General features: G+C 31.0%; 32 protein-coding genes and 1 pseudogene. 7 read left to right on the forward strand and 26 right to left on the reverse strand.

Annotated features, from left to right (window positions below):
- Window positions 1-131 precede the first annotated feature (131 nt).
- Window positions 132-431, forward strand: a complete 300-nt coding sequence (locus G9F72_RS14630; protein WP_164955386.1) for a hypothetical protein — start codon at window positions 132-134, stop codon at window positions 429-431.
- A 56-nt stretch (window positions 432-487) separates the two neighbouring features.
- Here the strand turns inward: G9F72_RS14630 and G9F72_RS14635 are convergent, their stop codons facing one another.
- Complete coding sequence (locus G9F72_RS14635) at window positions 488-1720, reverse strand: FprA family A-type flavoprotein (RefSeq protein WP_164955387.1); 1233 nt, start codon at window positions 1718-1720, stop codon at window positions 488-490.
- 213 nt (window positions 1721-1933) lie between these two features.
- Here G9F72_RS14635 and G9F72_RS14640 point away from each other — a divergent pair, with 213 nt between their 5' ends.
- Both G9F72_RS14640 and G9F72_RS14645 read left to right on the forward strand, forming a co-directional pair.
- Window positions 1934-2644: a Crp/Fnr family transcriptional regulator gene (locus G9F72_RS14640; protein WP_164955388.1), complete on the forward strand. Its 711-nt coding sequence runs from the start codon at window positions 1934-1936 to the stop codon at window positions 2642-2644.
- 121 nt (window positions 2645-2765) lie between these two features.
- On the forward strand, window positions 2766-3212 hold the full coding sequence (locus G9F72_RS14645; RefSeq protein ID WP_164955389.1) for an RrF2 family transcriptional regulator: 447 nt from the start codon (window positions 2766-2768) through the stop codon (window positions 3210-3212).
- Window positions 3213-3320: 108 nt separating this feature from the next.
- Here G9F72_RS14645 and sigG read toward each other — a convergent pair whose 3' ends face one another.
- The 6 genes and pseudogenes from sigG to G9F72_RS14675 all read right to left on the reverse strand — a co-directional run bounded on the left by sigG (window position 3321) and on the right by G9F72_RS14675 (window position 6211).
- Window positions 3321-4094: an RNA polymerase sporulation sigma factor SigG gene (gene sigG / locus G9F72_RS14650; protein WP_164955390.1), complete on the reverse strand. Its 774-nt coding sequence runs from the start codon at window positions 4092-4094 to the stop codon at window positions 3321-3323.
- Window positions 4095-4322: 228 nt separating this feature from the next.
- A pseudogene (locus G9F72_RS14655) lies at window positions 4323-4487 on the reverse strand (YebC/PmpR family DNA-binding transcriptional regulator); the annotation flags it as partial.
- A 153-nt stretch (window positions 4488-4640) separates the two neighbouring features.
- Window positions 4641-5273 (reverse strand): N-acetylmuramoyl-L-alanine amidase, encoded by a 633-nt coding sequence (locus G9F72_RS14660; protein ID WP_164955392.1) that lies wholly within the window; start codon window positions 5271-5273, stop codon window positions 4641-4643.
- Between the two features lie 15 nt (window positions 5274-5288).
- Window positions 5289-5525, reverse strand: a complete 237-nt coding sequence (locus tag G9F72_RS14665; protein ID WP_164955393.1) for a hemolysin XhlA family protein — start codon at window positions 5523-5525, stop codon at window positions 5289-5291.
- A 93-nt stretch (window positions 5526-5618) separates the two neighbouring features.
- Complete coding sequence (locus G9F72_RS14670) at window positions 5619-5783, reverse strand: Spo0E family sporulation regulatory protein-aspartic acid phosphatase (RefSeq protein ID WP_164955394.1); 165 nt, start codon at window positions 5781-5783, stop codon at window positions 5619-5621.
- Between the two features lie 170 nt (window positions 5784-5953).
- The gene (locus G9F72_RS14675) at window positions 5954-6211 is read right to left on the reverse strand and encodes a hypothetical protein (RefSeq protein ID WP_164955395.1); all 258 of its coding nucleotides are present in this window, start codon (window positions 6209-6211) and stop codon (window positions 5954-5956) included.
- A gap of 234 nt (window positions 6212-6445) precedes the next feature.
- Here G9F72_RS14675 and G9F72_RS14680 point away from each other — a divergent pair, with 234 nt between their 5' ends.
- Entirely contained in the window at window positions 6446-6619 is a 174-nt protein-coding gene (locus G9F72_RS14680; RefSeq protein WP_164955396.1) for a hypothetical protein, read from the forward strand.
- A gap of 187 nt (window positions 6620-6806) precedes the next feature.
- Here the strand turns inward: G9F72_RS14680 and G9F72_RS14685 are convergent, their stop codons facing one another.
- The 11 genes from G9F72_RS14685 to hflX all read right to left on the reverse strand — a co-directional run bounded on the left by G9F72_RS14685 (window position 6807) and on the right by hflX (window position 17100).
- The gene (locus G9F72_RS14685) at window positions 6807-7322 is read right to left on the reverse strand and encodes a GNAT family N-acetyltransferase (RefSeq protein ID WP_164955397.1); all 516 of its coding nucleotides are present in this window, start codon (window positions 7320-7322) and stop codon (window positions 6807-6809) included.
- 966 nt (window positions 7323-8288) lie between these two features.
- Window positions 8289-8915, reverse strand: a complete 627-nt coding sequence (locus G9F72_RS14690) for a type 1 glutamine amidotransferase family protein (protein ID WP_164955398.1) — start codon at window positions 8913-8915, stop codon at window positions 8289-8291.
- Between the two features lie 42 nt (window positions 8916-8957).
- Entirely contained in the window at window positions 8958-9107 is a 150-nt protein-coding gene (locus G9F72_RS14695) for a hypothetical protein (RefSeq protein WP_164955399.1), read from the reverse strand.
- 129 nt (window positions 9108-9236) lie between these two features.
- Window positions 9237-9977 (reverse strand): YebC/PmpR family DNA-binding transcriptional regulator, encoded by a 741-nt coding sequence (locus G9F72_RS14700; protein ID WP_164955400.1) that lies wholly within the window; start codon window positions 9975-9977, stop codon window positions 9237-9239.
- A 562-nt stretch (window positions 9978-10539) separates the two neighbouring features.
- Entirely contained in the window at window positions 10540-11181 is a 642-nt protein-coding gene (locus G9F72_RS14705) for a YigZ family protein (RefSeq protein WP_164955401.1), read from the reverse strand.
- A gap of 14 nt (window positions 11182-11195) precedes the next feature.
- Window positions 11196-11855, reverse strand: coding sequence for a HEAT repeat domain-containing protein (locus G9F72_RS14710; RefSeq protein WP_164955402.1), 660 nt, complete (start codon window positions 11853-11855; stop codon window positions 11196-11198).
- Between the two features lie 12 nt (window positions 11856-11867).
- Window positions 11868-13283: a PLP-dependent aminotransferase family protein gene (locus tag G9F72_RS14715; protein WP_164955403.1), complete on the reverse strand. Its 1416-nt coding sequence runs from the start codon at window positions 13281-13283 to the stop codon at window positions 11868-11870.
- Between the two features lie 26 nt (window positions 13284-13309).
- The gene (locus tag G9F72_RS14720) at window positions 13310-14206 is read right to left on the reverse strand and encodes a nucleotidyltransferase domain-containing protein (protein WP_164955404.1); all 897 of its coding nucleotides are present in this window, start codon (window positions 14204-14206) and stop codon (window positions 13310-13312) included.
- A gap of 52 nt (window positions 14207-14258) precedes the next feature.
- Complete coding sequence (locus G9F72_RS14725) at window positions 14259-14480, reverse strand: hypothetical protein (protein ID WP_164955405.1); 222 nt, start codon at window positions 14478-14480, stop codon at window positions 14259-14261.
- A gap of 150 nt (window positions 14481-14630) precedes the next feature.
- A complete protein-coding gene (locus tag G9F72_RS14730; RefSeq protein WP_164955406.1) occupies window positions 14631-15155 on the reverse strand; it encodes a hypothetical protein in 525 nt (174 codons plus the stop codon).
- Between the two features lie 157 nt (window positions 15156-15312).
- Window positions 15313-17100: a GTPase HflX gene (hflX, locus tag G9F72_RS14735; protein WP_164955407.1), complete on the reverse strand. Its 1788-nt coding sequence runs from the start codon at window positions 17098-17100 to the stop codon at window positions 15313-15315.
- A gap of 122 nt (window positions 17101-17222) precedes the next feature.
- On the opposite strand from hflX, the gene hpt reads away from it, so the two are divergent.
- Window positions 17223-17747, forward strand: coding sequence for a hypoxanthine phosphoribosyltransferase (hpt, locus tag G9F72_RS14740; protein WP_164955408.1), 525 nt, complete (start codon window positions 17223-17225; stop codon window positions 17745-17747).
- A gap of 88 nt (window positions 17748-17835) precedes the next feature.
- Here hpt and yunB read toward each other — a convergent pair whose 3' ends face one another.
- A complete protein-coding gene (gene yunB, locus G9F72_RS14745; protein ID WP_164955409.1) occupies window positions 17836-18513 on the reverse strand; it encodes a sporulation protein YunB in 678 nt (225 codons plus the stop codon).
- A gap of 197 nt (window positions 18514-18710) precedes the next feature.
- Here yunB and G9F72_RS14750 point away from each other — a divergent pair, with 197 nt between their 5' ends.
- The gene (locus G9F72_RS14750) at window positions 18711-21170 is read left to right on the forward strand and encodes a transglycosylase domain-containing protein (protein ID WP_164955410.1); all 2460 of its coding nucleotides are present in this window, start codon (window positions 18711-18713) and stop codon (window positions 21168-21170) included.
- A gap of 41 nt (window positions 21171-21211) precedes the next feature.
- Here the strand turns inward: G9F72_RS14750 and spoVAE are convergent, their stop codons facing one another.
- The 6 genes from spoVAE to spoIIAA form a co-directional block, all read right to left on the reverse strand.
- Complete coding sequence (spoVAE, locus tag G9F72_RS14755) at window positions 21212-21571, reverse strand: stage V sporulation protein AE (protein WP_164955411.1); 360 nt, start codon at window positions 21569-21571, stop codon at window positions 21212-21214.
- Window positions 21568-22587, reverse strand: a complete 1020-nt coding sequence (spoVAD, locus tag G9F72_RS14760) for a stage V sporulation protein AD (protein ID WP_164956046.1) — start codon at window positions 22585-22587, stop codon at window positions 21568-21570. The genes spoVAE and spoVAD overlap by 4 nt, the downstream gene beginning before the upstream one ends.
- Window positions 22588-22593: 6 nt before the next feature.
- Window positions 22594-23046 (reverse strand): stage V sporulation protein AC, encoded by a 453-nt coding sequence (gene spoVAC, locus G9F72_RS14765; protein WP_164955412.1) that lies wholly within the window; start codon window positions 23044-23046, stop codon window positions 22594-22596.
- A 187-nt stretch (window positions 23047-23233) separates the two neighbouring features.
- Window positions 23234-23989 (reverse strand): RNA polymerase sporulation sigma factor SigF, encoded by a 756-nt coding sequence (gene sigF, locus G9F72_RS14770; RefSeq protein ID WP_164955413.1) that lies wholly within the window; start codon window positions 23987-23989, stop codon window positions 23234-23236.
- 10 nt (window positions 23990-23999) lie between these two features.
- Window positions 24000-24428 carry an anti-sigma F factor gene (gene spoIIAB / locus G9F72_RS14775; protein ID WP_164955414.1) on the reverse strand — a complete coding sequence of 143 codons (429 nt, stop codon included), beginning with the start codon at window positions 24426-24428 and terminating at the stop codon, window positions 24000-24002.
- Between the two features lie 13 nt (window positions 24429-24441).
- Complete coding sequence (gene spoIIAA / locus G9F72_RS14780; RefSeq protein ID WP_164955415.1) at window positions 24442-24777, reverse strand: anti-sigma F factor antagonist; 336 nt, start codon at window positions 24775-24777, stop codon at window positions 24442-24444.
- A 334-nt stretch (window positions 24778-25111) separates the two neighbouring features.
- On the opposite strand from spoIIAA, the gene speE reads away from it, so the two are divergent.
- Window positions 25112-25939 carry a polyamine aminopropyltransferase gene (gene speE, locus G9F72_RS14785; RefSeq protein WP_164955416.1) on the forward strand — a complete coding sequence of 276 codons (828 nt, stop codon included), beginning with the start codon at window positions 25112-25114 and terminating at the stop codon, window positions 25937-25939.
- An 87-nt stretch (window positions 25940-26026) separates the two neighbouring features.
- Here speE and G9F72_RS14790 read toward each other — a convergent pair whose 3' ends face one another.
- Window positions 26027-26665, reverse strand: a complete 639-nt coding sequence (locus G9F72_RS14790) for a nitroreductase family protein (RefSeq protein WP_164955417.1) — start codon at window positions 26663-26665, stop codon at window positions 26027-26029.
- Between the last annotated feature and the right edge of the window lie 20 nt (window positions 26666-26685).

Raw genomic sequence — 26685 nt, forward strand, 5'->3', positions numbered from 1 at the left:
GTTAATTTGAAATATTAACAGATGTACATTAACTATACTTTTAAAGAATACTAAAAAAATTAATGAGCACCCTAATAGTATAAATAACACCGATAAAATAATAAACTATAAACATAAGGAGATAAACTAATATGAAGACTGAAGAACAAATCAAATCAGAAGTATCAAGGCAGGTAATTGACAGTATGAAAACAACCTTAAATGAAGAGTTAACTCAGGTAGAAAAAGAATTTGAAGAAACTTATAAAAATAAGCTAGAACAAGAACTACAATATTCCTTAGACCTTGCTGAGACTGGTCTTCAACACAATTCAAGTAAAAACTTAAAAGTTGAAAACAAAAAACTAATTCAGCAATTAGATAGTATAAGAGTTGAGAAAATGAAAGTTGAGAACAAATTAAAAACATTAAATGAATTCGAAAACATATAGTTTAAAAGGGTAAATAAATCCATTTAAATAAGCCCATGAGCTTCATGGGCTTTTATTTAAATTGTACTAAGCAATAAGTCGGTAGTATATATAACAGCTCTTTCAATATTCTTTAAATCTTCTTCATTAGCTGCAAATCTAATTCTAATAGGTAACTGCACATCAATCATTCCAGTGCCCTTTATTATATCGGAAGTATTTAATAATTTAATATTGGTTTGTTTTAGATAATCTTGAACCACTTCAATAGCCTCTCCACTCCAACCATAAGATCCAAAGGTAGCTCCTAATTTACCTTCTAGATTTATGGTATTAAGACTTTTTAGTAGATCTTCCATATTACCAATCATATCTGCATATTTTGTAGAAGTTCCAAAGAAAATAGCTTGGGCTTCACTAATAGCTTTTAAAACTTCTTCCCTTGATGTTTTATTAATGTCCATGACTTCTGACACTATATTTTGTTCTTGAAATTTTTCCATAATAAATGAAGCAATTTTTTTGGTTCTACCTGTCATTGAGGAGTATAAAATTAGTGCTTTTTTGCTTGTCTTTGTGCTTTTACTCATAGTGTCATAGATATCTATATAACTTTTTACATCCTCTCTAAGAATAAATCCATGAGAGGGGGCGATCATCTTTATATCTAAGTCTTTAATTTTTTGAATCATATTTTGAACATATCTTCTATGAGGATGCATTATTAAATTATAATATCCAATATAATCATTTTTAATATCTTCTTTTGCAATATCATTAAAATATTCATAGTTTGCTATATGAGTACTAAATATATCACAAGAAAATAGAATTTTATCTTCTACGCAATAGGTCACAATGGTTTCTGCTGTATGAAGATATGGTGTTTCTATAAATCTAAGAGTCTTTCCTCCTATATCAAGAGTATCTCCATCTCCTATAACTAGAAACTCCCTATTATGAAGCTTATACATTTCCTTCAATTCAACTACCGCAAGTTTTGAGCATACTATTACAGCATTTTTAGCAAAGGTTGCTAAACTTCCAAGTGCACCTGAATGGTCTGGCTCTGTGTGGTTTATTATAATATAAGCTATCTTTTCAAGCTCTATTATATTTTTTAAATTTTCTACAAACTCTCTACCAAATTTCATATCAACAGTGTCAATTATTGTAGGCTTTTCAGTCATTAATAAATAACTATTATAAGTGGTTCCCCTGGTAAGTGTTAATCTATGAAATGGTACATCTCTATCATCAACCTTACCTACCCAAAATATATCTTTATTTAACATTATATTATTTTCCATTATATTTTCCTCCTAAATTTTATTTATCCCGGCTTTACTTTCTTTCTATATTCTTATCTTACAATCTTTTCTCATTATTAAATATGATTTAAATCAAAATATAAAATAAAGTATATATTGTGTTTAATAAAGATTAGGCAGATTAAGCTAAAAATGTTATTATAAAATAAGTTAAATAAATATTAAAAAATACATTTGGTAGGTGATAAATATATGAGTCAGTGTAATTGTACAAATTGTAATACCACGCTCTGTGCTAAAAAGGTACCCATATTTTCTTTCCTTTCTGATGAGGAACTAAAAAAGATAGTAGATATGACTGGACATAAAGCTTACAAGAAAGGATCTGTACTATGCCATGAAGGCGAGAAATCTGATACCTTGTTTATAATCAATGAAGGTGGAGTAAAGATCTCAAAGCTTACCAAGGAGGGTAAAGAACAAATTGTTCATATCTTAACTAGTGGAGATTTTTTTGGGGAATTGAGTCTTTTCAACAATAATGAAACCTATAATTTTGACGTTTATGCTATATCAGACACGAAAATATGTACACTAACAAAACAAAACATGGATGAAATTCTTATGAATAATCCTCAAATATCACTTAAGCTGCTACAAGTAATCACAAAGCGTCTTAGTGACACTGAAAATCTCGCTCAGAATCTTGCTACTAACGATGCTGAAATTCGAATAGCCTATATGCTTTTAGAGTTTGCCGAAAAATATGGCGTGAACACTTCAGAAGGCCTGCAGGTTAAGCTACCAATTAGCAAAGAAGAGATGGCAAGCTATGTGGGAGTAACAAGGGAAACTATAAGTAGGAAGCTTAGTATATTTGAAGAATTGGGAATTATAAGTCATAAAGGTAATAAGCTATTAGTTATAAAAAAATTAGACATGTTAAAAGCCTATGTGGAGTAAGTCCTAGATGGACATCAATTTGACTTATTCTTTTCAATATAGTATCATTTACTTGAATGAATAAATATTACTTTATGCGTTATGTGTAGATTTTAGTATAGATAAGGAGAATTAACACACCATGAATATTTCTACAAAAGGAAGATACGGTTTAAGGGCAATGGTTGATATCGCTGTGAATTCATTGGGAGACTATATTCCCCTAAAGGTTATCGCTGAAAGACAAGACATCTCAGAAAATTATCTAGAGCAAGTTTTCTCAGTACTTAGAAAGGCTAAGCTTGTAAAAAGTGCGAGAGGCTCACAGGGTGGTTATACCCTATCAAAAGAAGCCTCAAAAATCACTGTAGGCGAAGTTTTAAGAATACTTGAAGGTGATTTGAGTATTACCGGCGATGATGATGGGACTTTAGGAATTGATAAAACAATAAAAGTTTGCATAAACACCATGGTATGGCAAAAGGTTAATGAGCAAATTAATAAAGTAATGGATGCTGTTACACTACAAGATCTTGTAGAAAAGTACAATACTCTTAACACAGAATATACCTTGGACTTTATAATATAAATGAAGAATGATGACACCTAGTTTTCTAAGTGTTATCATTCTTTATTTTTTTATTGACGTAAAATATTCTTAAAATCGAATAACAAAAAAGGGGTCCACTTAATGACACTATACATACTTTCTCATATGCTTTAATGCATTTTTTTCAACTCTAGATACCTGCGCTTGGGAAATGCCTATTTCATCAGCCACTTCCATTTGAGTTTTTCCATCGAAGAACCTCAAATTTAAAATTAACTTTTCTCTATCTTTTAATTTTTTCATGCCCTCATTAATTGATATATTCTCAAGCCAACTATCATCTGAGTTTTTAGTGTCGCTTATTTGATCCATTACATAGATTTCATCTCCCCCATCATGATAAATTGGTTGAAATAAAGATACTGGATCTTGTATAGCATCTAGTGCAAATACTACATCCTCCCTTGGTAATTGTAATTCTTTTGCTATCTGGGATATAGTTGGTTCTTTGTTGTCTTGATTTACCAATTTATCTCTAACTTGTAATGCCCTATATGCAATATCCCTTAATGATCTACTAACTCTTATAGAGTTATTATCTCTTAAGTATCTTCTTATTTCCCCTATAATCATAGGTACTGCATATGTTGAAAATCTAAGATTTAGACTTAAATCAAAATTATCAATGGATTTCATTAAACCAATACATCCTACTTGAAATAAATCATCTACGTTTTCTCCCCTATTATTGAAGCGCTTTATCACACTTAAGACCAACCTTAAATTTCCTTCAATAAATTTTTCTCTACACTCATACTCGCCATTTTGTATCCTTAATAGTAACTCTTTCTTTTCTTTTTCCTTTAAAACAGGCAATTTCGAGGTATTTACTCCACATATTTCTACTTTGTTGAACATCATAAGGTCATCCTTCCCTTCAGAGTAATTGCTTTTTAATTATGTCCTTATGATTTGATTATTATACTACAGACAACCTTACAAAATTTTAGTATAATTTTATCATTCAATATTTATTAGTATTTTGCTCTTAAAAAATTTTTTTCAAATAAAATAGCACCTCTAAATGTATATAATTTTATACATTTAGAGGTGCTATTTGCCATCATAAACCATTGAAAACGCTTACCCTTATTCCTCAATCTCCTCAAGGAACTCTGCATTATGATAAACATCCTGCACATCGTCATCGTCTTCAAGCATATCTATAAACCTTTGTACCTTTGCTACGCCTTCTAGGCTAATAGGTATCACATTATTTGGTATCATCGTAAGCTCTGCTGAAACAAACTCAAAGAAAAGGTAAATGTATGTATAGCATTATATGTTCAATTTTATTATCTTAATGCAATCATAGTATATTATTATGGATATGAATTTAATAGTATGAAAAAATAAATTATTACATGAGATTTTTCTACATTAATATACATATTTTTTATAATCAGCTCAAAGGCATTTTACAGGCATTCTAAGCATGTTAATATTTATACATACTATTACATTACTTATGTATAAAATACTCGTGAATCCACTTTCTTTATAATCTCTATCAATTCTGATTTTATCCCCTTTATGTAGTTCTCCAATAATAGGAAAGTTTGCACCTTGTCCACTTCTAATATTTAGAGTTGTAGCAGTTACAGTTTTCCATACTTCTATTTTGATTTTAGTTGATGGTGTAGTCTTAACTACAGGTAATTTACCACACAAACTCAATACAATAGCATCTGCCATTTTTTCTATAGAAAATTTAGACATATCAGCCTTATTGTCTATAAAACATAATTTTATAAGCATTGAACAAGCATGAGTATTTTTTACAACGGCTAAATGGCTACCATCCTTAATTCCTCGATTCGTATAATCCATATCTATAATATTATTCAAAATATTTCTAGCTTCTGGAATTTCCTTACCATTATAAGTGTATATTTCTGTGTCATGCACAAAAGTATCACTTGCATTTAAATGTATACTCAGTAAAAAATCTGCTTCAGTGCAATTAGCTTTGGTTACAATATTATTTAATGCTTGATTTTCACTGGTAGAACTATCTACAGTACAATTTACAACTGCCATTTATATTTCACCTCCCTAAATTCTAAAATAACCCACTTTGAATTGCATAAAAAAGAATCCAAGTAAGCTTGTTACCCAAATTCCCATAAACCACTTCATTGCCGATGTTAAATTTTTAATATTGTCACATAGATTTTTTATCTCTGTTTTAAACTCCCTACCATCTTGCTTTAAATTATCTATTTCTTTGCTGTGTTCTTTTAAAGTTTCAGCATGTTCATTTATTTTTAATTCAACCGTTTCTGCGTTCATAATTTCACCTACCTTTTTATTTTTTTAGACTTTAAAAAGAGGACTATGAAAGTCCTCTTGCTGCTGTGTCTATTGATTTGATACGATAAATTATTACCTTTTGTCTATTAATTTGTCGTATTCATTTAGTAGTTCATCTAGCCTTTGACTAAGTACTACTAATTCTAGGTCAGTTAACGCTTCTTTTTCATTCATTACCTGATACATTAAAGCTCTGAGTTCTTCAATTTTTTGTGTAATTTCTTTCAATTGTGTCACAATATCCCTCCTTCCACTACCAATTGTATCGAAAATAGGAATATTATCATAAATAACTTTAATGCACCTAAATTTTAATGCAATATAAGAGACACCCTTTCGAGTGTCTTTTACTTTTAAAGTTAGTTCGTAATTTATTCTGAGCGAAAATTATGGCTTGTCTGCCTAAATCAACAACAGTCACACCTATTACACCTACACCTACACCTACACCTACACCTATTATTAGATAATGCTTCAATCAATAACCATGTTACAATCAATTCATCAGGTATATCATTAGATCTTTCATTACACTTATTACGCTTATTACGCTTATTACACTTATTATTAGACAATTCATCAGACTTTTTATTGCCCAGTTGATTTGACCATTCGTTTGATATTTCATTACACCATTCATTACTTTGATGAGAATTATTAGACATATATAAACCTCCTATATATTTCTCAATATATATTATGAAGCTTGTCTAAATATGTGCATAATAACTATTATAATCGGAGCTATTTATATATGAATTAAAAAGACACTCTCTCAGGTGCCTTAATTACGTAAGTCTATACTTTATTCATAGTACAGACTTTTAGCTAATTCATCATATTATATAAAGCACATCTTACCATAGTTCAGCATATACTTTGCTAAGAGGTGATTTATAATGTCTTCACCATTAAATAATTTAGATACTGGTCAACTTATAGCCCTTGCAAATGCTCTTGCAGTTTCTTTTTCAAACGGTCTAACATCAGATGAAATCGAAGTTTTGGGCAGTTTAATCACTACAGTTGGAGATTTACTGGCTCTTATAGCATCAAAAAAGGATATCCCTTGAAGAAAGCCAAATCTAATTTGTTGAAAATATCAAAATGAAACTGTATATTAAAACCAATATTTTAATTTTTATGGGTATACTTGCGACGACTTATATTCCCAATGTATCACAAGTAAAAACGCCACAAACTTTTATTATTTGTGACGTCTAATAAGAAGAAAGCGAATCAAGTAACTTAAATTTATATTCATACACTGTATAATGATTTTGCTATAGCCATATCATAGCATCCCCACATTTCATCTTTATACGGAAATCCATTTTTTAAATACTTTTCATCAACAAAGCCTACATTTTGATAACACCTATGAGCACTTTGATTATTGTCAAAAACTTTTAAAGTTACCCTTGACATATTTAATATTTCAAAGGCATATCTTATTGCCTGATTCACCATTTGCTTTCCAAACCCATTATTTCTTTTTGATGAATCAGTAATAACAAAGCCAACATGTATACTATCATTTTCATAATCAGCATTCATCATTGCTATGAACCCAACAGGAGTTCCTTTTTCATCCAAAGCAGTGAAGAGCCATCCTTTTTCATTATTTTCAAAACTTTCTTTTGTTTCTTTCATTGATTCTTCTGTCAAAGGATATGTTATTTTATTAGCACACCATTTCACAAAATCTTCTTCGTTGTCTATCCATTTAACAATATATTTCGCATCGCATGATTTATATGGTCTTAATCTTAGCATTCTATTTATCCTCCGATTCATGTTGTTAGCATTTAAATGCTTATTGATTTAAGCATAAATGATTACGTTGCGTAAGGTGCAAGTGAAATTTATATAAATTCATAGCTTCATAGTTAAATACGATTTCGAAAAGTTCATGAGATTATGGGTTGCTTCAAAACATGCTAATAAAAATGTTAAAACATCTATCTCAGGGAACTTATTCTTTTTTACAATTAAATAAATATATCCAGCCAAAAGTAAATAAAAAACAAATTTGGCCATAACTAAAAATCCTTCATTGAGATTATATCAAAACTAATTTCAAACATCTCCCCTCTAAGTATATTATATCGGAGAGTTTTTCCAAGACTTAAATTCAGTCTTATTAACATGAAATTTTTTATATATCTCAATACGTTCTTAATGCTTAATATACCCGTTTTATGGACGAAATTATAAAATTATTAGATGAAAATTTAGACTACATAAGTCATACAATTATTGGTGATACGATTTTCATAAATGTAGTATCTAATCGTAAAGAAGTTAGATGTCCTTATTGTGGGGACCCTTCTTTATTTATCAAATATTACTCTTTATCATCAACTATACAAAAATTACAGAAAAATTCTTCATCACTTTTTTTAGAAAATTCCTACAAAAATTATGTATTGCTGCATAAAAACTACTATAACCTTCGTCATATAATTTTTCATTTGTTTTATCATCTCTAAATATCCACCCCGACCAATATTATTGAAATGCGACGTAAAAATGCCGTAAAATTCACTTCTGAATAATACGGCATTTGTGATAATTATTCAGTTTCATAGTTGTATTAGTATAATTAAAATTTGTGGAATTTTAATAAGGTTACAACGTCTTAAAGGAAAATACCTCGATAAAAAAGGTCTCTTTATTTCTGATAAACAGCATAATTCAGTTATTTTTCATTGGCTAATTAAGGAACTTAGAAATAGTATATTATTTAATTAAATGCATTATTTCAAAGAAGTATTTTGAATCATGAGTCTTATAAAGTTGTTGCCACGAATCTAATACTTCTGGTAAAAATACATCAAGCTTTCTTAATACATGTACAGTAAAATCAAGTGGGGCAATTCCTGAAGCTGTAATCAAGTTTTCATCTACTACTGCCGGTTCCATCTTATAGTACTTTTCACCAATATAATTCGGGCATATCATTTTAAGAAACGCAAGGTCATTGCTTGTATGATACTTTTGATTTAAGAGTCCTACTCTGGCAAGTCCAATTGTGGCTCCACATATTGCTGCAACGATAGTACCATTGTTTAAGCATTTTTCAGCTATTGATAAAACTAAATTATGAATCTGGTCTGTCCATGTATTCCCACCAGGCAAAATTAGAGCTGCTGCGTCATTCATAGAGAACTTGTCGATCTCAATATCTGGCACAGTTCTTAATCCACCCATTGTAACAATAGTTTCTTTGGTATTACTCATGGTTAAAATTTTTAATGGTTCTTGCCCTTTTTTAAAGTATCTTCCAGAGTTAAGTTCTGCATTTAGGTAACCAACTTCCCAATCTGCCATAGTATCAAATATATAAAGATAAACTGTGTTTTTCATTTGTTATCCTCCCATCATTAAAAAATTATATTATTGAATTAATTACGCAAAATTTTCAATCTTCATTTCTTGTTTTAAATAATTCTGAAATAAGGCATTACAATTTCTATAACTTTGAATTGTCCTTTTAGAATAGTTTTTTACCTCGCAATCGAGTAAAAATTCTTTTATAATATCATTTAATTTTAACAAAAAAACACCTCCAGATATATATAAATTTATACATACATCTAAAAGTGTTATTTGCCATCATGAATCAGTAAAAATACGTATGTCGTCATTGTTCTTAAACGTTTACCTCAATGTAACCGTTGGTATCCCTTATCCCTCAAATTCCTCTGGAAAATCTGCATTATGATAAACATCCTGCACATCGTCATCGTCTTCAAGCATATCTATAAGCCTTTGTACCTTAGCTGCGCCTTCTAGGCTAATAGGTATCATATTATCTGGTATCATCGTAAGCTCTGCTGAAACAAACTCAAAGCCTGCTACTTCTAGTACTTCTCTTACTGCTCCAAAATTTTCTATAGCTGTGATAATTTCAAACATTTCTGCTTCTGCATTGAAATCTTCCGCCCCTGCTTCAAGAGCTAGCATCATGATTTCATCTTCATCCATAGCTTCGGTTCTTTCTATGATAATTTGTCCCTTTTTAGCAAACATCCAGTTTACGCATCCTGCGGCTCCCATATTTCCACCGCATCTATCGAAAGCATGCCTTACAGTTGCTACACTTCTATTTTTTTTGTCTGTTAGTGTGTTGATTACTACAGCAACACCTTCTGCTCCATAGCCTTCATAAACTATTTCTTCATAGTTTATGTCATTAAGCTCCCCAGAACCTTTTTTTATAGCCCTAGTTATTGTGTCTGCAGGCATGTTATTAGATTTAGCTTTTGCAACTACATCTCTAAGTTTAGCATTAATTTCTAAACTTGGACCACCAAATTTAGCTGCCATTATTAATTCTTTACCTATTTTTGTGAAAACTTTACCTCTTTTTGAATCAATTTTACCTTTTTTCTGTTGTATGTTATGCCATTTTGAATGTCCCGACATTTGAAATTCCTCCCAACTAACTATTTTATGTGTGAAATTTTTCCAATTACGCCTAATAAATAGCAATAATTCTATGAATTAGCTATAAGTACATTACATTCCCATTATATCATCGAATAAAGTACTTTTCAAATAAAAGAAGAAAAGTATTTGTACTTTTCTTACAATGCTCAATTGCAAAAGTAATTTCCACCCTCAACACATTCAACAGTGGAAGTTAGTCTAAGCGGCTACTGCCCAGAAAGAATATGAAACTCGCCTTTTTGAAGCACAAGTGGAATTTCCACAACCGAAGAGGAAGTTTTACGTCTAGACAAAATAATCAGTCCCCTTGAGACCTATATTACTTAAAAAATAAAATTATATCAGGCAAGTATTACTGTTGGGTATATCTTACTAATTTATCACATAACTATTTTGCTAGAAAAATAGTAGATATAAACATTTTTTTGTTAAAAAATATTTCTAACTTTTTTTATGGAAATTAACTCTACAAAGTGGAAGTTACTTTTTCAATTCACCCTTTTCTCACAATTAGTAAAGAATGCGGTATATACAGACATTATCCATACAATCTATGATCTAATTTGAAGTACATTTTTGGCTCTTCTTCTACATAAAGTGCTTTTCCAGAAGTAACTTCAGTTATTTGTGACTCCAATTTTTCTAGATTACTAAACTCACTGAGTATTTGAATTTTCACTTTGTCAGTATACTCTATGTTTTCTATATGAGTGTTTCCCTCAGCACATAGATGTTGTAACTTTCCAAGTAAATCATATTCTATTACTATTTCTAAGGGAATACCTTTAACCTTCTCTACTACAACTGCTTCACTAATAGCTAGAGAGGCACCTTTAGAATATGCTCTTGCAAGTCCTCCAGTTCCAAGAAGAATTCCTCCAAAATATCTAGTAACAACTACAACTACATCTGTAATATCGCTTTTTTTCAAAACCTCTAGAATAGGAATTCCACCTGTACCATGTGGTTCTCCATCATCACTATATCTTTGTATCATTCTATTTTCACCAATTATATAGGCATAAACATTGTGCCTAGCTTCTTTATGCTGACTTTTAACCTTTTGGATAAATTCCTTAGCTTCCTCTTCCGTTTCAACTCTTTTCCCATGACCTATAAAAATAGATTTTTTCTCTTTAAATTCAGCTTCTGATTCATCTTTTATTGTAAAATAACTCATATAAGTTCTCCCGTCTATATTTGCTCCATAAGTAATAAAAAGTTCTGAGCAGCATCTATTATGTATTTTTTGTCTATATTCTTATACAAGTACTTTATTTTTACAATAGCTTTTTCACTTTTTATTTTACCCAGAGATTTTATTGCATAACTTATCACCTGTGGATTCTCGTCGGATAGTGATCTAAGTAACGCCTCTTCTGCTCTGACGTCTCCCAGTTTTCCCATAGCTGAAATTGCCATTCTACGTATATTTACGGATTTATTAACAGAAGCTTTGATTAAAATATCTAAACAAGATACTTCCTTTAATTCCCCTAAAATCCAAACTGCAGCTTCTTTGTCTTTAGGATACATCTCACCATAACTAGTTTTTATGAGTGCAGTTAATTTATTTTTATTATCCTGGTCCATTGAATTCAAAAAATGAATTTTATCCTCTTTTCCTGCCACCGCAATACTTTTGAAAAGTTCATTAGTATCATTGCTTTTTACTAAAAATCTATATTTTATTTTACCATCTATAATATGTTTTTGCACAATGGAATTTTCCAAATTTCTTATTTTACATATGGCTTCCATGGTTTTGCCCTCTAAAAATAAGAAATAAGATATTTCCTCCTGAGAATATTCGCCTATGCATTGCCAGTCAATGTCCATTAATCCCTTTTTCAAAAGTTTCTCACCTTACCTTGTTGGTATTTTTTCTAATATCTCTGATATAATTTTAATTCCTTCTTCTATTTCAGGTTTTTTTATTTCTGAAAAACTCAATCTAAAATAATTATTGCCCTGCTCAGCATTTTTATAAAATAAAACACCTGGTGTGATTAGAACTTTTCTATTCTTGCAACTATAAAACAAATCCATAGAATTAATTAACAAACCATCAACTATCTTAAAATAAAAATTAATTCCCCCTCCAGGAGTAAAATAACTAACTTTATTGCCTAAATACTTTTCTATACATTTTATCATAAAGTCATATTTATCTCTATAAGCCTTATTAAGATAGTTTATATGCTGTTTCCAAAGATTCTTATTTATATATAAATCTAGAGCACGCTGCATAAGACTTGAAGTTGATATATCTGAATTGATTTTTGAATTTTGAATATACTCCTTGTATTTCTCAGGAGATATCATATATCCCAGTCTTATTCCTGGAAGAAATATTTTTGAAAAACTCTTAATATAAATAACTCTATCATTTATGTCTAAGCTTTTAAAACTCCTATATTGCTTCTGGTCATATATTAGCTCAGATAGATAGTCATCTTCAACAATATAAAAGTCATATAGCTCTGACAGTTCCAATATTTTTAGCTTTTTATCCAAACTATAGGTGGCCCCTGTAGGATTTTGAAAATAACTCATGGCATAAAAACATTTTATTTTATTCTTCTTTAAAATTTCTTCAAATTGATTTAAATCTATACCATCCTCTAAGATATCAACTTCAAATATATTAGCTCTCCGCCATTTAAAAACTGTTAGTGCACCACCATAGGTAGGCTTTTCAACAACAACATTATCATGAGCATTTATTATAGATTTTGACACTATATCAATACCCTGTTGTGCCCCGGATAGGATTAAAATATCTTCAGTACTTACTTTATTGTTCCAAAAAAAACTACTTATACTATTTCTAAGTCCTTCATACCCCAAAGATTCCTTATAAGCAAATGCTTCTGCACCATCTCTATCTAATACCTCATTTAATACATCCTTAAATACTGTTACTGGAAAAAACTCACTACTGGCGATTTCCCCTGTAAAATCTACATATATTTTAAGATCTTGCCCAGATATTTTTTTTAAAGTATTTGAATATTCTTTTTTAAATTTTATATTTGTATCTCTTCTTTTAGCATAGGTTCCACTGCCCATCTTTTGATATGCATAGCCCTCAGATTCAAGTTTTTTATAAGCACTAACTATGGTAACTTCATTAACCATCAATATTTTTGCTAATTTTCTTATAGAGGGTAATTTTTCACCATCGTATACATTATTTTCATCAATCATTTTTTTTATATGCTTTGATATTTCTATGTATTTGGGAACGTCTAAGTCAAATTCAATTTCATACTTATGCATAGCTACACCTATTTATTTCGAAATTATTATACAAAATATACATTTTGTTTAAATAAGATTTTATCCTTGTCAATCTTAAAATCTCTACTTTCTTTTTTAATTATATCTCTTTCCCAAAGTTTATTGAGCAATTCTTCCATGTTTATATCAAAATCCACAAACAACTCCTCCGCCATAATTTCCTCAGCACTTAAAAACTTATCTTGTTCTCTCATATAGTTTAAAAGTAAGCTACAATCACTCTTAATACTTGAATTTATGCTTTGCTCTAGAAATGTAATAGTTTCTTGGATGGTCTCTGCAATGTTTGATTTTTCAAAAAATAATTTATCAACACATTGTTTAAACTCATCATTTAAATTCATGGCCATAGCAAGAACATCCTTACTAATCATATACCCTGATGAATTAACAAATAGTCTTGAATACTTTTCTATGCATCTTATGGCAGTACTGTAGGATGTATATATCCCATTGCTCCATAAATACTTTTTACATACTCCCATATCTTTTAAGAGTTTCCCTAAAAAAACCATACCCCAGCGTTCTCTATCAACATCAGGGAAAAATCTACCACCGTCAAATCTTACTGTTACATCCATATCTTTTGAGAATACTAACCTTGAAGATGAAAAAATTCTATGTATATATCCGCCCTTTAGATTGTCAGAATAAATTTGTATAAATTTTTCTTTACCCATGAGTTTAATATGAACAGGAACCCCCTTTTCTTCAGTATATATATCTCGAATTTTCTCGAAATTTTCTTTGACAATTACAAAAAGATCGATATCTGATTCTTCCCATAAATCACCTGTCACCATACTTCCGAATACCATTACCGATAAAACAGATTCATCAATTTTTATTCTATCTACTACGCTATTAAAGGCATTTTGATATTGTAAAATAGTTTTTGTCATTCCCTTACCCTCCAGTTTTAAATATGCTTTAGCATCCTAAAAAGTGATTTCCCTAAACCAATATTTTGTTAATTTTAATTCTTCCATAAAAATTACAATTACTGCACCGATATATATGAACACAAAATTCATTTCTGTCATCAATTTCCATATTAGCAGTATAATCATCAAAATATTCTTGTATTATTCCTTTATCCTCCATTATAGCACTACATTTTTCACAATTACAAATTTTTCTTTCTAAATTATTGCAAACAGGACAAATTTTTTCCATGAGGTTACCTCCAATTCATTATCCTATTTATTTTTACCAATTTTTATTTTAATAATCTTAATATGAAATCAAAACCATAATTTCCTAAAACTAAAATAAAGAGACCAAGTCTAATATTAATTAAACCTGTTCCCTTTAGCATTATAAAAATTATTTACACTTACAATCATACTTTGCGAGTTTCAACATATTGTCAACTTTACATCTCAATACCTCAATTAAATCCTCTGCAATTTCATTAACTTCTACAACTAAGTCTAGAGCATCTTTTATTTTCTGACTATGGCCAAAATTGGTATTTGCCATATTAGCTGCGGAAATTGAAAAATTATCCGATGCAAAGGATAAAACAGTTAAAGTATCTGTTAGTGGTTTTACATCATTTTCAAAATAAGCCCTTGCTTTAAAATCCAAAGGTAATCTATCCAGCTCAAATCTTAAAATATTTATATTTACAACCTTATCTGTTAAAGATTTAATATCAAAATTATCACATGTATTACTGGTGTCACTAGCTTCAGATAGTGGTTGTTGCATAGAGGAATCTTTATAGATATTCTTATATTGCTGAGTAAGATCATCTATAATTTTTTTTTGATATTGCTTGTCATCTTGTATATTTGGTTTTTTAATTTGCCTCTTTTCATTATCTGAATTTAACTTATCCTCTCCCATATCTACTCCTAAATCCTATGATAAATGCTATATACCTAATACTTAATTATATAAGCTAACCATTTGTTTTATTACACTTATTTTATTTTTTAAAAAGTGCAATAATACATCTTTCTCCATAAACCTTTATCCATAATAACATTAATTTGAGTTTATTCTACAGTTGAATATATTTTTCACACTTATTATAAACTTCATCGTCCCCTTGTACTGACATAAGTGTTCCCTCTTCACTGTATTCTTCCGATTCTACCTTAGAACCTCTATGCAAGTATGCCACCATGGACTGATCAGTGTATGGAATAAGCACATTAAATTTCTTAAGAGTATATGGAAGATCTTCACAAGCTTCTTTTAATAACTCATCCAAATTTGTACCATACTTAGCTGATATTTCTATGCATTTTAAATTTTTATATTTTTCTTTAATCTTCAAAATGTTTTCTGGTGATGCTTTATCAATTTTATTTAACACCAATATCATTGGCTTATCAATTGCCGCAAGTTCTGTTAATACTAAGTCTACAGCTTCTATTTGGAGTTCTGCATTTTCTGAAGATACATCTACTATGTGCAATAATAAATCTGAATATACCACTTCTTCTAAGGTTGATTTAAAGGCTTCTACTAAGTCATGCGGAAGTTTTCTTATAAAACCTACAGTATCAGTTACTGCTGCCACACGATTATCAGGTAATAGTAGTGCTCTTGTTGTTACGTCTAATGTTGCAAAGAGCATATCTGCTTCAAAGACTTTATCTTTTTGAACGGCACTTTTTAGTGCAGCTACCTCACATAATACATTTCTAAGTGTTGATTTTCCTGAATTAGTGTACCCAACTAAGGACACTTTTGAAATACTTTCGCGACTTCTCTTTTCCCTTTGGACACTTCTCGTGGTTTTAATTTTTTCTAATTCTTTATTTAAATCAAAAATACCTTCTCTTATTCTCCTTTTATCAATTTCTAATTTTTTCTCTCCAGGACCCTTTGTGCCAATTCCAGCACCTGTTCTTGAAAGCATTGTTCCAAGTCCCGTTAACCGTGGTAACCTATATTTTAATTGTGCAAGTTCAACTTGAATTTTTGCTTCTCTAGTTCTTGCTCTTCGTGCAAATATTTCTAATATCAATGTAGTTCTGTCTATAACCTTACACCCCAGCACTTCTTCTAAGTTTCTAACTTGAGAGCCAGATAATTCATCATCAAAAATAACTAAATTTGCTCTTAGCGCTTGCCTAATAACCGCAATTTCTTCCGCTTTACCGCTACCTATATATAAAGCTGCATCTATTTTATGTCTATTTTGCAGAATTATATCTACAGTTTCTACATTACATGCCTTTGCAAGTTCCCTAAGTTCTACTAAATCCTCTTCACTTTCTATACCTACCAAGATAGCTCTTTCTGCATCATCTTCAGTGATTTCACTTGTCTTCATTAATTTTTCGATATGTTTAATTTTGTCTATGATATCATATTCTATTACTTGTTCTATACTTAGAGGTCCTACTTCTTCTTCTATTAGAATATTATTTTCTATTCCACAAAAACCTACATTATACCTTAAGTCTTCCACTTCTGATATTCCAATAGCCACTATACAATCTAACTTTAATTTTACTAATGCTGACATATCAAGAGCAGATAATCTAGAATTTCCATTTGGATGAGTGTGTATTATTTTAACCCCAGATAATCGACCTTCTCTTATATCAATTATAGGAAGTTCCACAGTACTACTGTCACCAATTGCCATACTAATTATTTTACCTTTTCTATCAACTGCCGCACTTATTTCTCTTTTCAAATCTTGTGTTACCTCAACTAATATATCTACCAATTCTTCAGATAAAATGCAATCTTTTGATACTCTTATATCACAAGCATTTTCTAATTTATTTAAAATTGAATTCTTAACTCCATCAATATTTCCATATATCATTGTAAATCACTCCATTCTAATAATATTTTAACAACTTTTCTTATTCTTATACTTGACAACTATCTTATAATTTTATACTATTGAAGCAATATTGTAAATATATATAGAGGGCGGGATTAACATTGGATAATAAAAAAGTAAATATTCTTATATCTAAAGAAGCAATTGATGAAAGAGTTGGACAACTTGGTGCAGAAATATCTAAAGATTATGATGGAAAAAAATTGTATATTCTTTCATTACTCCGAGGTAGTTTCATATTTACTGCAGACCTTGTACGTCAAATTACTGTACCTACAAAAATAGGATTTATGACAACCTCAAGTTATGGTGCGGGCGAAGAGTCCTCAGGAACAGTTAATATTATAAACGATATACCTGACAATATTTCTGGCTTTGATGTATTAATAGTGGATGATATTGTTGATACAGGAATAACTATGAATTCCATTATGACTAGGGTTAGAACCCTTGGAGCGGCTTCTGTTAAGTCTTGTGTTCTTTTAGATAAACATGAGCGAAGAAAAATTGATATAATACCTGATTATTGTTGTTTTGAAATTCCAGATCTTTTTGTAGTGGGTTATGGATTGAATTATGGAGACTACTATAGAAATATCCCCTACGTATTTAATTGGGAAGATTAATTTGTTTTAACATCTTTCTTTAGGATTTCCAAAAAATATAATTAGAAATAAAAAAGTACGTTTAATTGCGTACTTTTTTATGTTTATGTTATTTATTACTGCTATTACCCAATTTAAAACCTGTACCATTTAAATCTAATCCAATTGCAGTATTAGGTGTTTTTCCCACAATAATAGTTTCAGCAATTGGTATTTCATTAGCTACCTCGATATCATTGCTTTTCAAAGGGATAATTACTCTAACCGTGGTTTTTACTTTAACATAAATCTTATGTCTGGTTTGATTTATACCTGCACTTTCAAACTCAGAAGAATATTTAGTTTCTACAAGGCCTATAGGCTGCATTTTTATGGTTATGCGTGGACCATAATAAGATAAAATATTATTTCTTGTTATATAACCTATAGGGATTTTGAGGCCTATATCCCCCAATTTCAAGAGTTCCTTTTGGGTCTCTAAAGCAACATCGCAGGCTATTTTATTCATTTTTAAAGTATCTGCCTTAAGCATTACAATATTCCCTTCAGAATCTTTATCAACCCTTATAATCTCATCGTAGTTAAACTGCTTTGAATATTCATTTATAATTGCTCTGTTAACAATTTCTGTAGCTTTTGCTCTCATTTCTGCATCCGCCACTGCCATTACGGTGGGCATTACTATTTTATCAAATATATATATGAATATTGTAAAATTTATCATAATCATGGTTATAATTAATAATATTCTATGTTTAAATTTGTTTTTAATATTTATTACCTCCATTTAAGGTTATATGTTATTATATGTAGTTCTTTTAAGCTACAGAATTAAATAACATATCAAAAATGGATATTTTATATTAAGATAATTATATGGTATAATATTAACAACTAATTATACTTATACAATATGTATTTTCACACAAGACTTGGAAAATAATATTTATCATCCGCTAAAGAGAACTAAGAGGAGGATATTCAATGAAAGATAAAGCAACTACTCAAAATAAAGATAAAAAACCAGCTCAAAAGAAGAAGAAGAAGAAATCAACTGGTAATAAAATTTTTAAAAGCATTGTTTCTACTATTTTATTTATAGCCTTAATAGCCATGGTAGCTATGGGGGGAGTAGTCCTAGCTATGGTGAAAACTGCTCCTGACTTAGATATTAATGCATTCCTAAAATTAGATGAACCTTCAATACTATATGACAATTCTTCAAAGTATATGGACGAATATATTACCTCCGAAAGAAGAACTAATTTATCTATTAATAAAGTTCCACTCATCCTTCAGGATGCATTTATAAGTGTTGAGGATTCTAGATTTTACACCCATCCTGGTATTGACATAAAAAGATTGGGTGGCGCAGTATTCAATGATATAAAAATAAAAATAAAGGGAAGTGGAGATAGTCTCCAAGGTGCTTCAACTATAACTCAACAATTGGTTAAATATAGAATGTTTTTAGAAGACTCTATAGAAAACAGAACCTCAATAAAAAGAAAAGTTCAAGAAATTTCTCTGTCGCTAAAGCTGGAGAAGGTTTTGACCAAACCCCAAATTTTAGAGGCATATATGAACACTATTTTTTTAGGCGGAAAAGCTCACGGTGTAGAGGCAGCCTCAGAGCAATATTTTGGTAAGCCTGTTGAAAAATTAACATTAAAACAATCTGCTTTTATTGCTAGTGCTGCACAAAACCCTAGTCTTTCATATAACTTGGCGTATAAGGCATCTAAGTCTAAAGAAGTTTTTGTTTCAAATAGAACAAAAGCTGTTCTTGAAAATATGTTAAAATATAATAAAATCAGCAAAGCTCAATTTGACTCAGCTATGGCTGAAAAGATAGTATTTAATTTTTCAATAAAAGATGCAAACAAAATGAATTTTGAGTTTTTCTCTAGGCCTGTAATTATCCAGGTTTCTGAAGATTTAATGAAAACACTTAATATTAGCAAAGAAGAAGCATATTCCATGCTTATGTACGATGGTTTAAAAATTACTACAACCATGGATAGATCTATGCAAAATGCATCGCAGAAGCTAATTGATAATGCTATTAACTCAAACAAAAAATGGAATCCACAAATTCGAGCTGCCTCTGTTATCATGGATTATCATACAGGTGAAGTTAAAACTATTATAGGAGGAAGTAGCGACGAAGGTCCTATGTCATATAATAGAGCTGCGTCTATTGATTTCTTAAAGCCTCCTGGTTCGACTATTAAGCCACTAACCGTATATGGGCCAGCTATTGATACTAAAATAGCTACGGCTTCTACGATTATTGAAGATTCACCATTAACAGATGAAATGGCAAAGAGATTAGGCGGAAAAAATAATCCTCCATATAATCCTAAAAATTCTGGCAATGCATATAGAGGATATTTAACCCTAAGAGATTGTTTGAAATATTCTGTTAACGTGGCTGCTGTGAAAATTGAGGATATGATTACTCTTAAAACTGGTGCTTCTTATGGGGAAAAATTTGGCTTACAGCTAGATGACACAGATAAGGGCAGTCCCGCCGCTATGTCCCTCGGTCAATTAAATGGTGGTAAGTATTTGGGAACTAATCCTCTTACTATGGCAGCGGCATATGGTGTCTTTGGTAACAACGGAATGCGCACTGCTCCAAGATTATACACTAAAGTAGTTGATAGGGATGATAAAATATTACTCCAAACAAAATATGATCCAAAACCTGTTTTATCTCCTCAAAGCGCTTATATAATGTATGATTTATTACAAGGCCCTGTAACTCCAGGTGGTACTGGAACAAATGCTCCTTTTAGCGACATGCCTGTTAGAGGTAAAACTGGTACTTCTTCTGATTCAAAAAATTTATGGTTTGTTGGATTAACTCCGTATTACTCTGCAGCTGTTTGGATCGGAACAGATAAAGAAAATGTTGAAATTAACGGACTGTATAGTAATGACGCAGCATTATTATGGGGAAAAATTATGAAAGAAGCACATACCTCTCTTCCAGTTAAGGAAGTAGAACGGCCTTCTGGCATATCATCCTATTCTGTATCAAAGGATTCAGGAGATATACCTACAGATTTAACTTATGCAGATCCAAGAGGTAATCGAGTTTACTCTGAACTTTTTATTGATGGAACGCAACCTACAACCCTTGATAGCATACATGTTCTAGCTAAAGTTACCAAGGATCCAAGTGGCATATATGTTCTCGCTTCAGAATTTACGCCACCTGAAAAAATTGAAACGAGGATTTTTATAAAAAGGACTACTCCTAATGCTCAATTATTAGACGCTGCTTTTGTATTACCAACAGCAGTTGACACCTTTTCAAAGCAAATTATTATTCCACCTGTTACTGTTCCCCCAGTTACTACTCCTCCAACTGACGGTGGAGTACCAGTAGATCCTAATAACCCTCCAGTTATTAATCCCCCAGTTACTACTCCTTAAAAAAAACTACTATCAAAAAATAAATTTTGATAGTAGTTTTTTTACCCTTTAGTTTTGGGATTAAATATTAACGCCATAATATATCCAAAGAAAATTGCAGCAGTAATACCTCCCGCAGTTCCTTTTATGCCTCCCGTAAATGCTCCTATAAGACCAACTTCATCTACTTCTTTCATTACGCTTTTAGCTAAACTATAACCAAAACCTGGCAGTGGTATACTTCCGCCTGCCTTCCCATATTTTATCACCACATCATATATATTTAATGCACCTAATATAACACCAACAGTTACAAATACAACTAATATTCGAGCTGGAGTTAATTTAGTAGTATCCATAAGTATTTGACCTATTACACAAATTGCCCCTCCAACTAAAAAAGCCATAATGTAATTATTCATTTTTCACCTCCAAACTCTATGCAAACAGCATGTGCGATTCCAGGTATTGTTTCTCCTTGCAAAGATGAAGTTGGACTTAGAAGCGCTCCTGTGGAAACTAAAAGTATTCTTTTAAATTTCCCCTTTAGCATATTTCTGTATAAATACCCTGTTGCAACTACTGCAGAACACCCACAACCACTACCACCTGCATTAGTTCCTTGTTTTTCAGCATTAAAAATTTCCTCACCACAATCAATATAATGGCCTTTCATATCGTACTTATATTCTAATAGCAATTCTTCTGTAAATTGTCTTCCTATCGTGCCTAGGTCTCCCGTAGCAATAATATCATAATCCGAAGGCTTTCTACCCGTATCTTTAAAGTGTTGTTTAATAGTATCTACAGCTGCGGGTGCCATGGCCACACCCATGTTATTTGCATCAGTTATTCCATAATCTTTAACTTTTCCAGTTGTAATATGTGTAACATAAGGAAAATCACCTTTTTTACCCAAAACCATGGCTCCTGCACCTGTAACTGTCCATTGCGCTGTTGGGGCTCTCTGACTCCCCATCTCTAAGGGGAATCGGTATTGTCTTTCAGCCGCGGAAAAATGCGATGAGGTAGCTGCTACAACGTAATTAGCCATGCCCCCTTCCATTATCATTGAACCCACGCTTAAAGACTCTGCCATTGTTGAACAGGCACCATAAAGTCCTAGAAAGGGTATATTCAAATCTCTCGCTGCAAAACTTGAAGAATATAACTGATTTAGTAAATCTCCTGCTAGTAAATAATTTATATCACCTTCAGTTAATTTTGCTTTTTTTATGCTCTCTTTAACAGTAGTATATAAAAGGCTTGTTTCAGCTTTTTCAAAACTTTCAGTTCCATTAAGATCGTCTTCTAAAATTCTATCAAAATACTCTTTTAATGGTCCCTGACCTTCCTTTGGCCCCACTATATTGTAGGTTCCAACAATTCTAGGTTTGCTTTGAATTTCTACTGTTTGAAGTCCGATTCTTCTACCCATCACAAATCACCACCTTAAAAAATAATATAAAATCCCTACAATTACAGATGAACCTATTCCATATACTAAAACAGGTCCTGCAATAGTAAACATTTTAGCCGCTACACCAAAAATAAAACCTTCTTTTTTAAACTCCATTGCTGGTGAAACTATTGAATTTGCAAACCCAGTGATTGGTACGACCGAACCTGCTCCTGCAAAATCACCTAGTTTATCATATATACCTATGCCCGTAAGTATAGCTCCTAGAAACACCATTACTATGGAAACATAACTCCCTAGCTCATCACTTGGAACACCCATTTTAGAAAAAACATCGCTGATAAATTGCCCAATTACACATATTGCGCCTCCAACCCAAAAGGCATTAAAGCAATGTAATAGTAAATTAGGCTTAGGAATTTTATTAGAATTGAGGTGGTCAAATTTTTTTCTTATAGTTTTTTCTTCCACTTTCATGAAATATCCTCCTTGTAATTCTCTAAAATGTTTATATTTATTAATTATATTGAATTATTAGTTTAGAATATATTTTATACCTAAGTTATTATTTGCAATTATATAATTTTTAGTCAAAAAAAATAAGAATCATTTATAGATAAACAACTTCAAAATAAACATTGAAGTTGTTTATCTATATTTCATCTTAACCACTCAACTTTTCTTTCATTATTTTCAAAACTTTCTTTTCTATTCTTGATACTTGTACTTGGCTGATTCCCATCATTTTCGCCACCTGAATTTGTGTATTATCTTTAAAATACCTGAGCATAATTATTTGCCTCGATTTTGCATCCAATTTTCTAAGCGCTTCTTTCAGTGCAATTTTATCTAAAACCTCATTATCTTCTTCATATTTTTCACTTAATTTATCTATTAGAAGTACTGGAGCGCCATCATCTTGGTGTATTGTATCAAATAAATATTGCATATTGTTTGCAGACTCTAGTGCATATACTATATCTTCTTTTTCTATATTAGAAAATACTGATAGTTCCTCAATAGTAGGATCTCTACCTAGTTCTTTTGTTAGAGTGTCTTTATCATAATGTAGTTTTCGTGCAGTATTTTTAACGCTTCTACTTACTTTTATAATCCCATCGTCCCTAAGAAATCTTTTGATTTCTCCCATTATCATTGGTACTGCATAGGTAGAAAATTTCACATTATACTTAGTGTCAAAATTGTTAATTGCTTTTACTAGACCAATACATCCAATTTGGAATATATCATCATACTCGTATCCCCTATTAAGAAATTTTTTACTAATTGATGCAACTAATGGTAAATTCATCTCTACTAGCCTATCTAATGCACCTGGCTCTCCACTTCTAGCCAATTGAATGAGCTGCATATTATCCTCATAATTGTAATTGTTTTTTTTGACTATTTTTTGATCCATAATATTCCACCTAACTTAAAGGATTAAATATTTTTTTCATTATTATACTTGTTCCCCTACCTTTATCAGACTTTACTTCTAAGCTGTCCATAAAAGTTTCCATTACAGTAAAACCCATACCTGACCTCTCTAAGTCTGGACGAGAAGTATATAATGGTTGCATAGCAATCTCTAAATCGTCAATTCCTTTTCCTGAGTCGCTGATTATCACTGTTAATTCATTTTCATTAATAATAGCTTCTATAGTAATCATTTCCTCTTCGCTATCATATCCATGAATAATCGCATTGGTAACAGCTTCTGATACAGCAGTTTTAACATCGCTAATTTCTTCAATTGTTGGATCTAATTGCGCCGCAAATGCTGCTACTGCTACTCTTGCAAAACCTTCATTCTGGGATTTACTTAAAAATTCAATTTTAATTCTATTGTGACCCATATTAATCCCCCCACTAAATATTGTTTACAGCTTGTTCAACGTCATCATATAGCATAATGATTTTAAACATTCCTGACAATTCGAACACTCTTTTTACTGAAGACTTAATGCTTGTTACACATACTTTTCCATTTCTCATATGTAACTTTTTGTATCTTCCAATAACTACTCCAATACCAGAGCTGTCCATAAACGACACTCCATCAAAATCCATGATTAATTTGTTGTAGTTATCTCGGTCTAAGCGATCGTCTATCATATTCCTTACTTCTTCAGCACTATGATGATCTAGTTCTCCAGACATGTAAACAATCAATTTATCTTGGCTATTTTCAAAATTTAAATGCATCTTCTTCCCCCTTGAATCATTTTAAATTAAAGTAGTTTTTCAACTTTGTCTAAATACTGTACCTTTCTTATATATTCTATCAATTACATAATTTTCCTTCTTTTTTTTTAAATATTTAAGCATTTTTTTATATTCTACCCATTTATAATCATTTAATACATTATTTGATAAATAAGTTCATAAATAAGTTGACTGAATCAAACTATTGCCCTATATCAAAATCATTGTTATACTATTGTTGTTTAACTTTTGAAATTATTTGTTAATTGGGAAACAATAAGTAGATATCAATTATAAATTGTTATCTGCCCCCAAAATGTGAGGAGGAATAATAATGGATATGTGGTTTAAAGAAGGTCAAATAGCGAATGCTGCTATGACTTATAAAATAAAGGAAACTTTGGTAACAAAAACAACTCCGTTCCAAGAGCTTGCAATTCTTGATACTGAAGCCTTTGGAAGAATGCTAGTGCTGGATGGAATAGTTCAAACTACTATAGAAGACGAATATGTATATCACGAAATGATAACTCATATTCCTCTATTTACACATCCAAATCCTAAAAAGGTTCTTGTTGTTGGTGGAGGAGATGGTGGCGCTATTCGCGAGGTGTTAAAACATCCCGGCATTGAGAAAGCAGTGCTCTGCGAAATCGATGTGGATGTTGTTACAGAATGTAAAAAATATCTTCCTGAAATAAGTTGTGCTCTAGAAAACCCCAAATGTGAAGTTTTTATTGGGGATGGTATAAAGTACGTTCATGAACACAAAAATGAATTTGATGTAGTAATTGTAGACTCTACTGACCCTTTTGGAGCTGCTGAAGGATTATTTGGAGGAAGTTTCTACAAAGAGATATTTGAATGTTTAACAAAAGACGGTATTTTCATTGCACAAACAGAAACTCCCTTTTTTCTACCTGAAGTAGTGAAAAGAGTATTTAATGATGCAAAAGCTGTATTCCCTGTTACAAAATTATTTATGGCAGCTATCCCTACATATCCAAGTGGATACTGGAGCTTCACTGTGGGTTCAAAAAAATACGACCCAGAAACAGTAGATTTATCAGCTGCTTATGAATTTGATACTAGGTACTATACTAAAAAGCTACATAAAGCTTGTTTCGCCTTACCTAAGTTTGTAGAAGATTTAATAAAATAGAAGAAAAATAATAGAAGCAAGGATGATTAAATAAAATATCACCTTCCTTCTATTATTTTTGCTTAGCCTCTTAAAAATATAGAGTATTTACATAATGACTGTAATAATATCCTCTACAGACTTTCTATGTGGTCTTTTGTTTTCCTGGTCTAAGGGTAATCCAATAGGAGTTAATGCCATTAATGAATACCCTTCTTTTTTGAAATTAATGGCGTCACTAATTTCTTTTGCAGCATAATTTGGGCCTGTCATCCAGCATGTTCCATAACCAAGAGATGCTGCGGCAAGTAATAAATTTTCTATAGCTGCAGCAACTCCTTGTATCCCTGGCGCAGTATCAAGAAGTTCTTGTATAGCTTCCTTGCTTTCATTAATAGCCTTAAATTCTTCAAGTCCCGTTGGTTTATAAATGCCTGCATATATCAAAATTAAACAAGGGGCATTTCTAAAAGCAGTATGGTATTTTAAAACTTTAGTAAAAAATGACTTAATATCTTTATCTGCAATTTTAGCAGCAATTTGTTCATTTTTAATTTCTACCACATTTACTATTTCATTTATCTTTTCTTTACTTCTAATTATTACAAAGTGCCAATTCTGATCATTTTTACCAGATGGAGCATGAATAGCCGCTTTAATAATCTCCTGCAAATCATCCAGGGGAACAACTTCATCTTTAAATCTTCTTATACTGTGTCTTTTATAAATGAAATCTAAATTGGACATGTGAAACCTCCTATCATATA

This window comes from Clostridium estertheticum (assembly GCF_011065935.2).
In the GTDB taxonomy this organism is placed as follows: Bacteria; Bacillota; Clostridia; order Clostridiales; family Clostridiaceae; genus Clostridium_AD; species Clostridium_AD estertheticum_A.

Coding starts and splice junctions, on each gene's coding strand:
- G9F72_RS14630 (WP_164955386.1), top strand. CDS start 132: ATGAAGACTGAAGAACAAATCAAATCAGAAGTATCAAGGCAGGTAATT.
- G9F72_RS14635 (WP_164955387.1), bottom strand. CDS start 1,720: ATGGAAAATAATATAATGTTAAATAAAGATATATTTTGGGTAGGTAAG.
- G9F72_RS14640 (WP_164955388.1), top strand. CDS start 1,934: ATGAGTCAGTGTAATTGTACAAATTGTAATACCACGCTCTGTGCTAAA.
- G9F72_RS14645 (WP_164955389.1), top strand. CDS start 2,766: ATGAATATTTCTACAAAAGGAAGATACGGTTTAAGGGCAATGGTTGAT.
- sigG (WP_164955390.1), bottom strand. CDS start 4,094: ATGATGTTCAACAAAGTAGAAATATGTGGAGTAAATACCTCGAAATTG.
- G9F72_RS14660 (WP_164955392.1), bottom strand. CDS start 5,273: ATGGCAGTTGTAAATTGTACTGTAGATAGTTCTACCAGTGAAAATCAA.
- G9F72_RS14665 (WP_164955393.1), bottom strand. CDS start 5,525: ATGAACGCAGAAACGGTTGAATTAAAAATAAATGAACATGCTGAAACT.
- G9F72_RS14675 (WP_164955395.1), bottom strand. CDS start 6,211: ATGTCTAATAATTCTCATCAAAGTAATGAATGGTGTAATGAAATATCA.
- G9F72_RS14680 (WP_164955396.1), top strand. CDS start 6,446: ATGTCTTCACCATTAAATAATTTAGATACTGGTCAACTTATAGCCCTT.
- G9F72_RS14685 (WP_164955397.1), bottom strand. CDS start 7,322: ATGCTAAGATTAAGACCATATAAATCATGCGATGCGAAATATATTGTT.
- G9F72_RS14690 (WP_164955398.1), bottom strand. CDS start 8,915: ATGAAAAACACAGTTTATCTTTATATATTTGATACTATGGCAGATTGG.
- G9F72_RS14700 (WP_164955400.1), bottom strand. CDS start 9,977: ATGTCGGGACATTCAAAATGGCATAACATACAACAGAAAAAAGGTAAA.
- G9F72_RS14705 (WP_164955401.1), bottom strand. CDS start 11,181: ATGAGTTATTTTACAATAAAAGATGAATCAGAAGCTGAATTTAAAGAG.
- G9F72_RS14715 (WP_164955403.1), bottom strand. CDS start 13,283: ATGCATAAGTATGAAATTGAATTTGACTTAGACGTTCCCAAATACATA.
- G9F72_RS14720 (WP_164955404.1), bottom strand. CDS start 14,206: ATGACAAAAACTATTTTACAATATCAAAATGCCTTTAATAGCGTAGTA.
- G9F72_RS14725 (WP_164955405.1), bottom strand. CDS start 14,480: ATGGAAAAAATTTGTCCTGTTTGCAATAATTTAGAAAGAAAAATTTGT.
- G9F72_RS14730 (WP_164955406.1), bottom strand. CDS start 15,155: ATGGGAGAGGATAAGTTAAATTCAGATAATGAAAAGAGGCAAATTAAA.
- hflX (WP_164955407.1), bottom strand. CDS start 17,100: ATGATATATGGAAATATTGATGGAGTTAAGAATTCAATTTTAAATAAA.
- yunB (WP_164955409.1), bottom strand. CDS start 18,513: ATGGAGGTAATAAATATTAAAAACAAATTTAAACATAGAATATTATTA.
- G9F72_RS14750 (WP_164955410.1), top strand. CDS start 18,711: ATGAAAGATAAAGCAACTACTCAAAATAAAGATAAAAAACCAGCTCAA.
- spoVAE (WP_164955411.1), bottom strand. CDS start 21,571: ATGAATAATTACATTATGGCTTTTTTAGTTGGAGGGGCAATTTGTGTA.
- spoVAD (WP_164956046.1), bottom strand. CDS start 22,587: ATGGGTAGAAGAATCGGACTTCAAACAGTAGAAATTCAAAGCAAACCT.
- spoVAC (WP_164955412.1), bottom strand. CDS start 23,046: ATGAAAGTGGAAGAAAAAACTATAAGAAAAAAATTTGACCACCTCAAT.
- sigF (WP_164955413.1), bottom strand. CDS start 23,989: ATGGATCAAAAAATAGTCAAAAAAAACAATTACAATTATGAGGATAAT.
- spoIIAB (WP_164955414.1), bottom strand. CDS start 24,428: ATGGGTCACAATAGAATTAAAATTGAATTTTTAAGTAAATCCCAGAAT.
- spoIIAA (WP_164955415.1), bottom strand. CDS start 24,777: ATGCATTTAAATTTTGAAAATAGCCAAGATAAATTGATTGTTTACATG.
- speE (WP_164955416.1), top strand. CDS start 25,112: ATGGATATGTGGTTTAAAGAAGGTCAAATAGCGAATGCTGCTATGACT.
- G9F72_RS14790 (WP_164955417.1), bottom strand. CDS start 26,665: ATGTCCAATTTAGATTTCATTTATAAAAGACACAGTATAAGAAGATTT.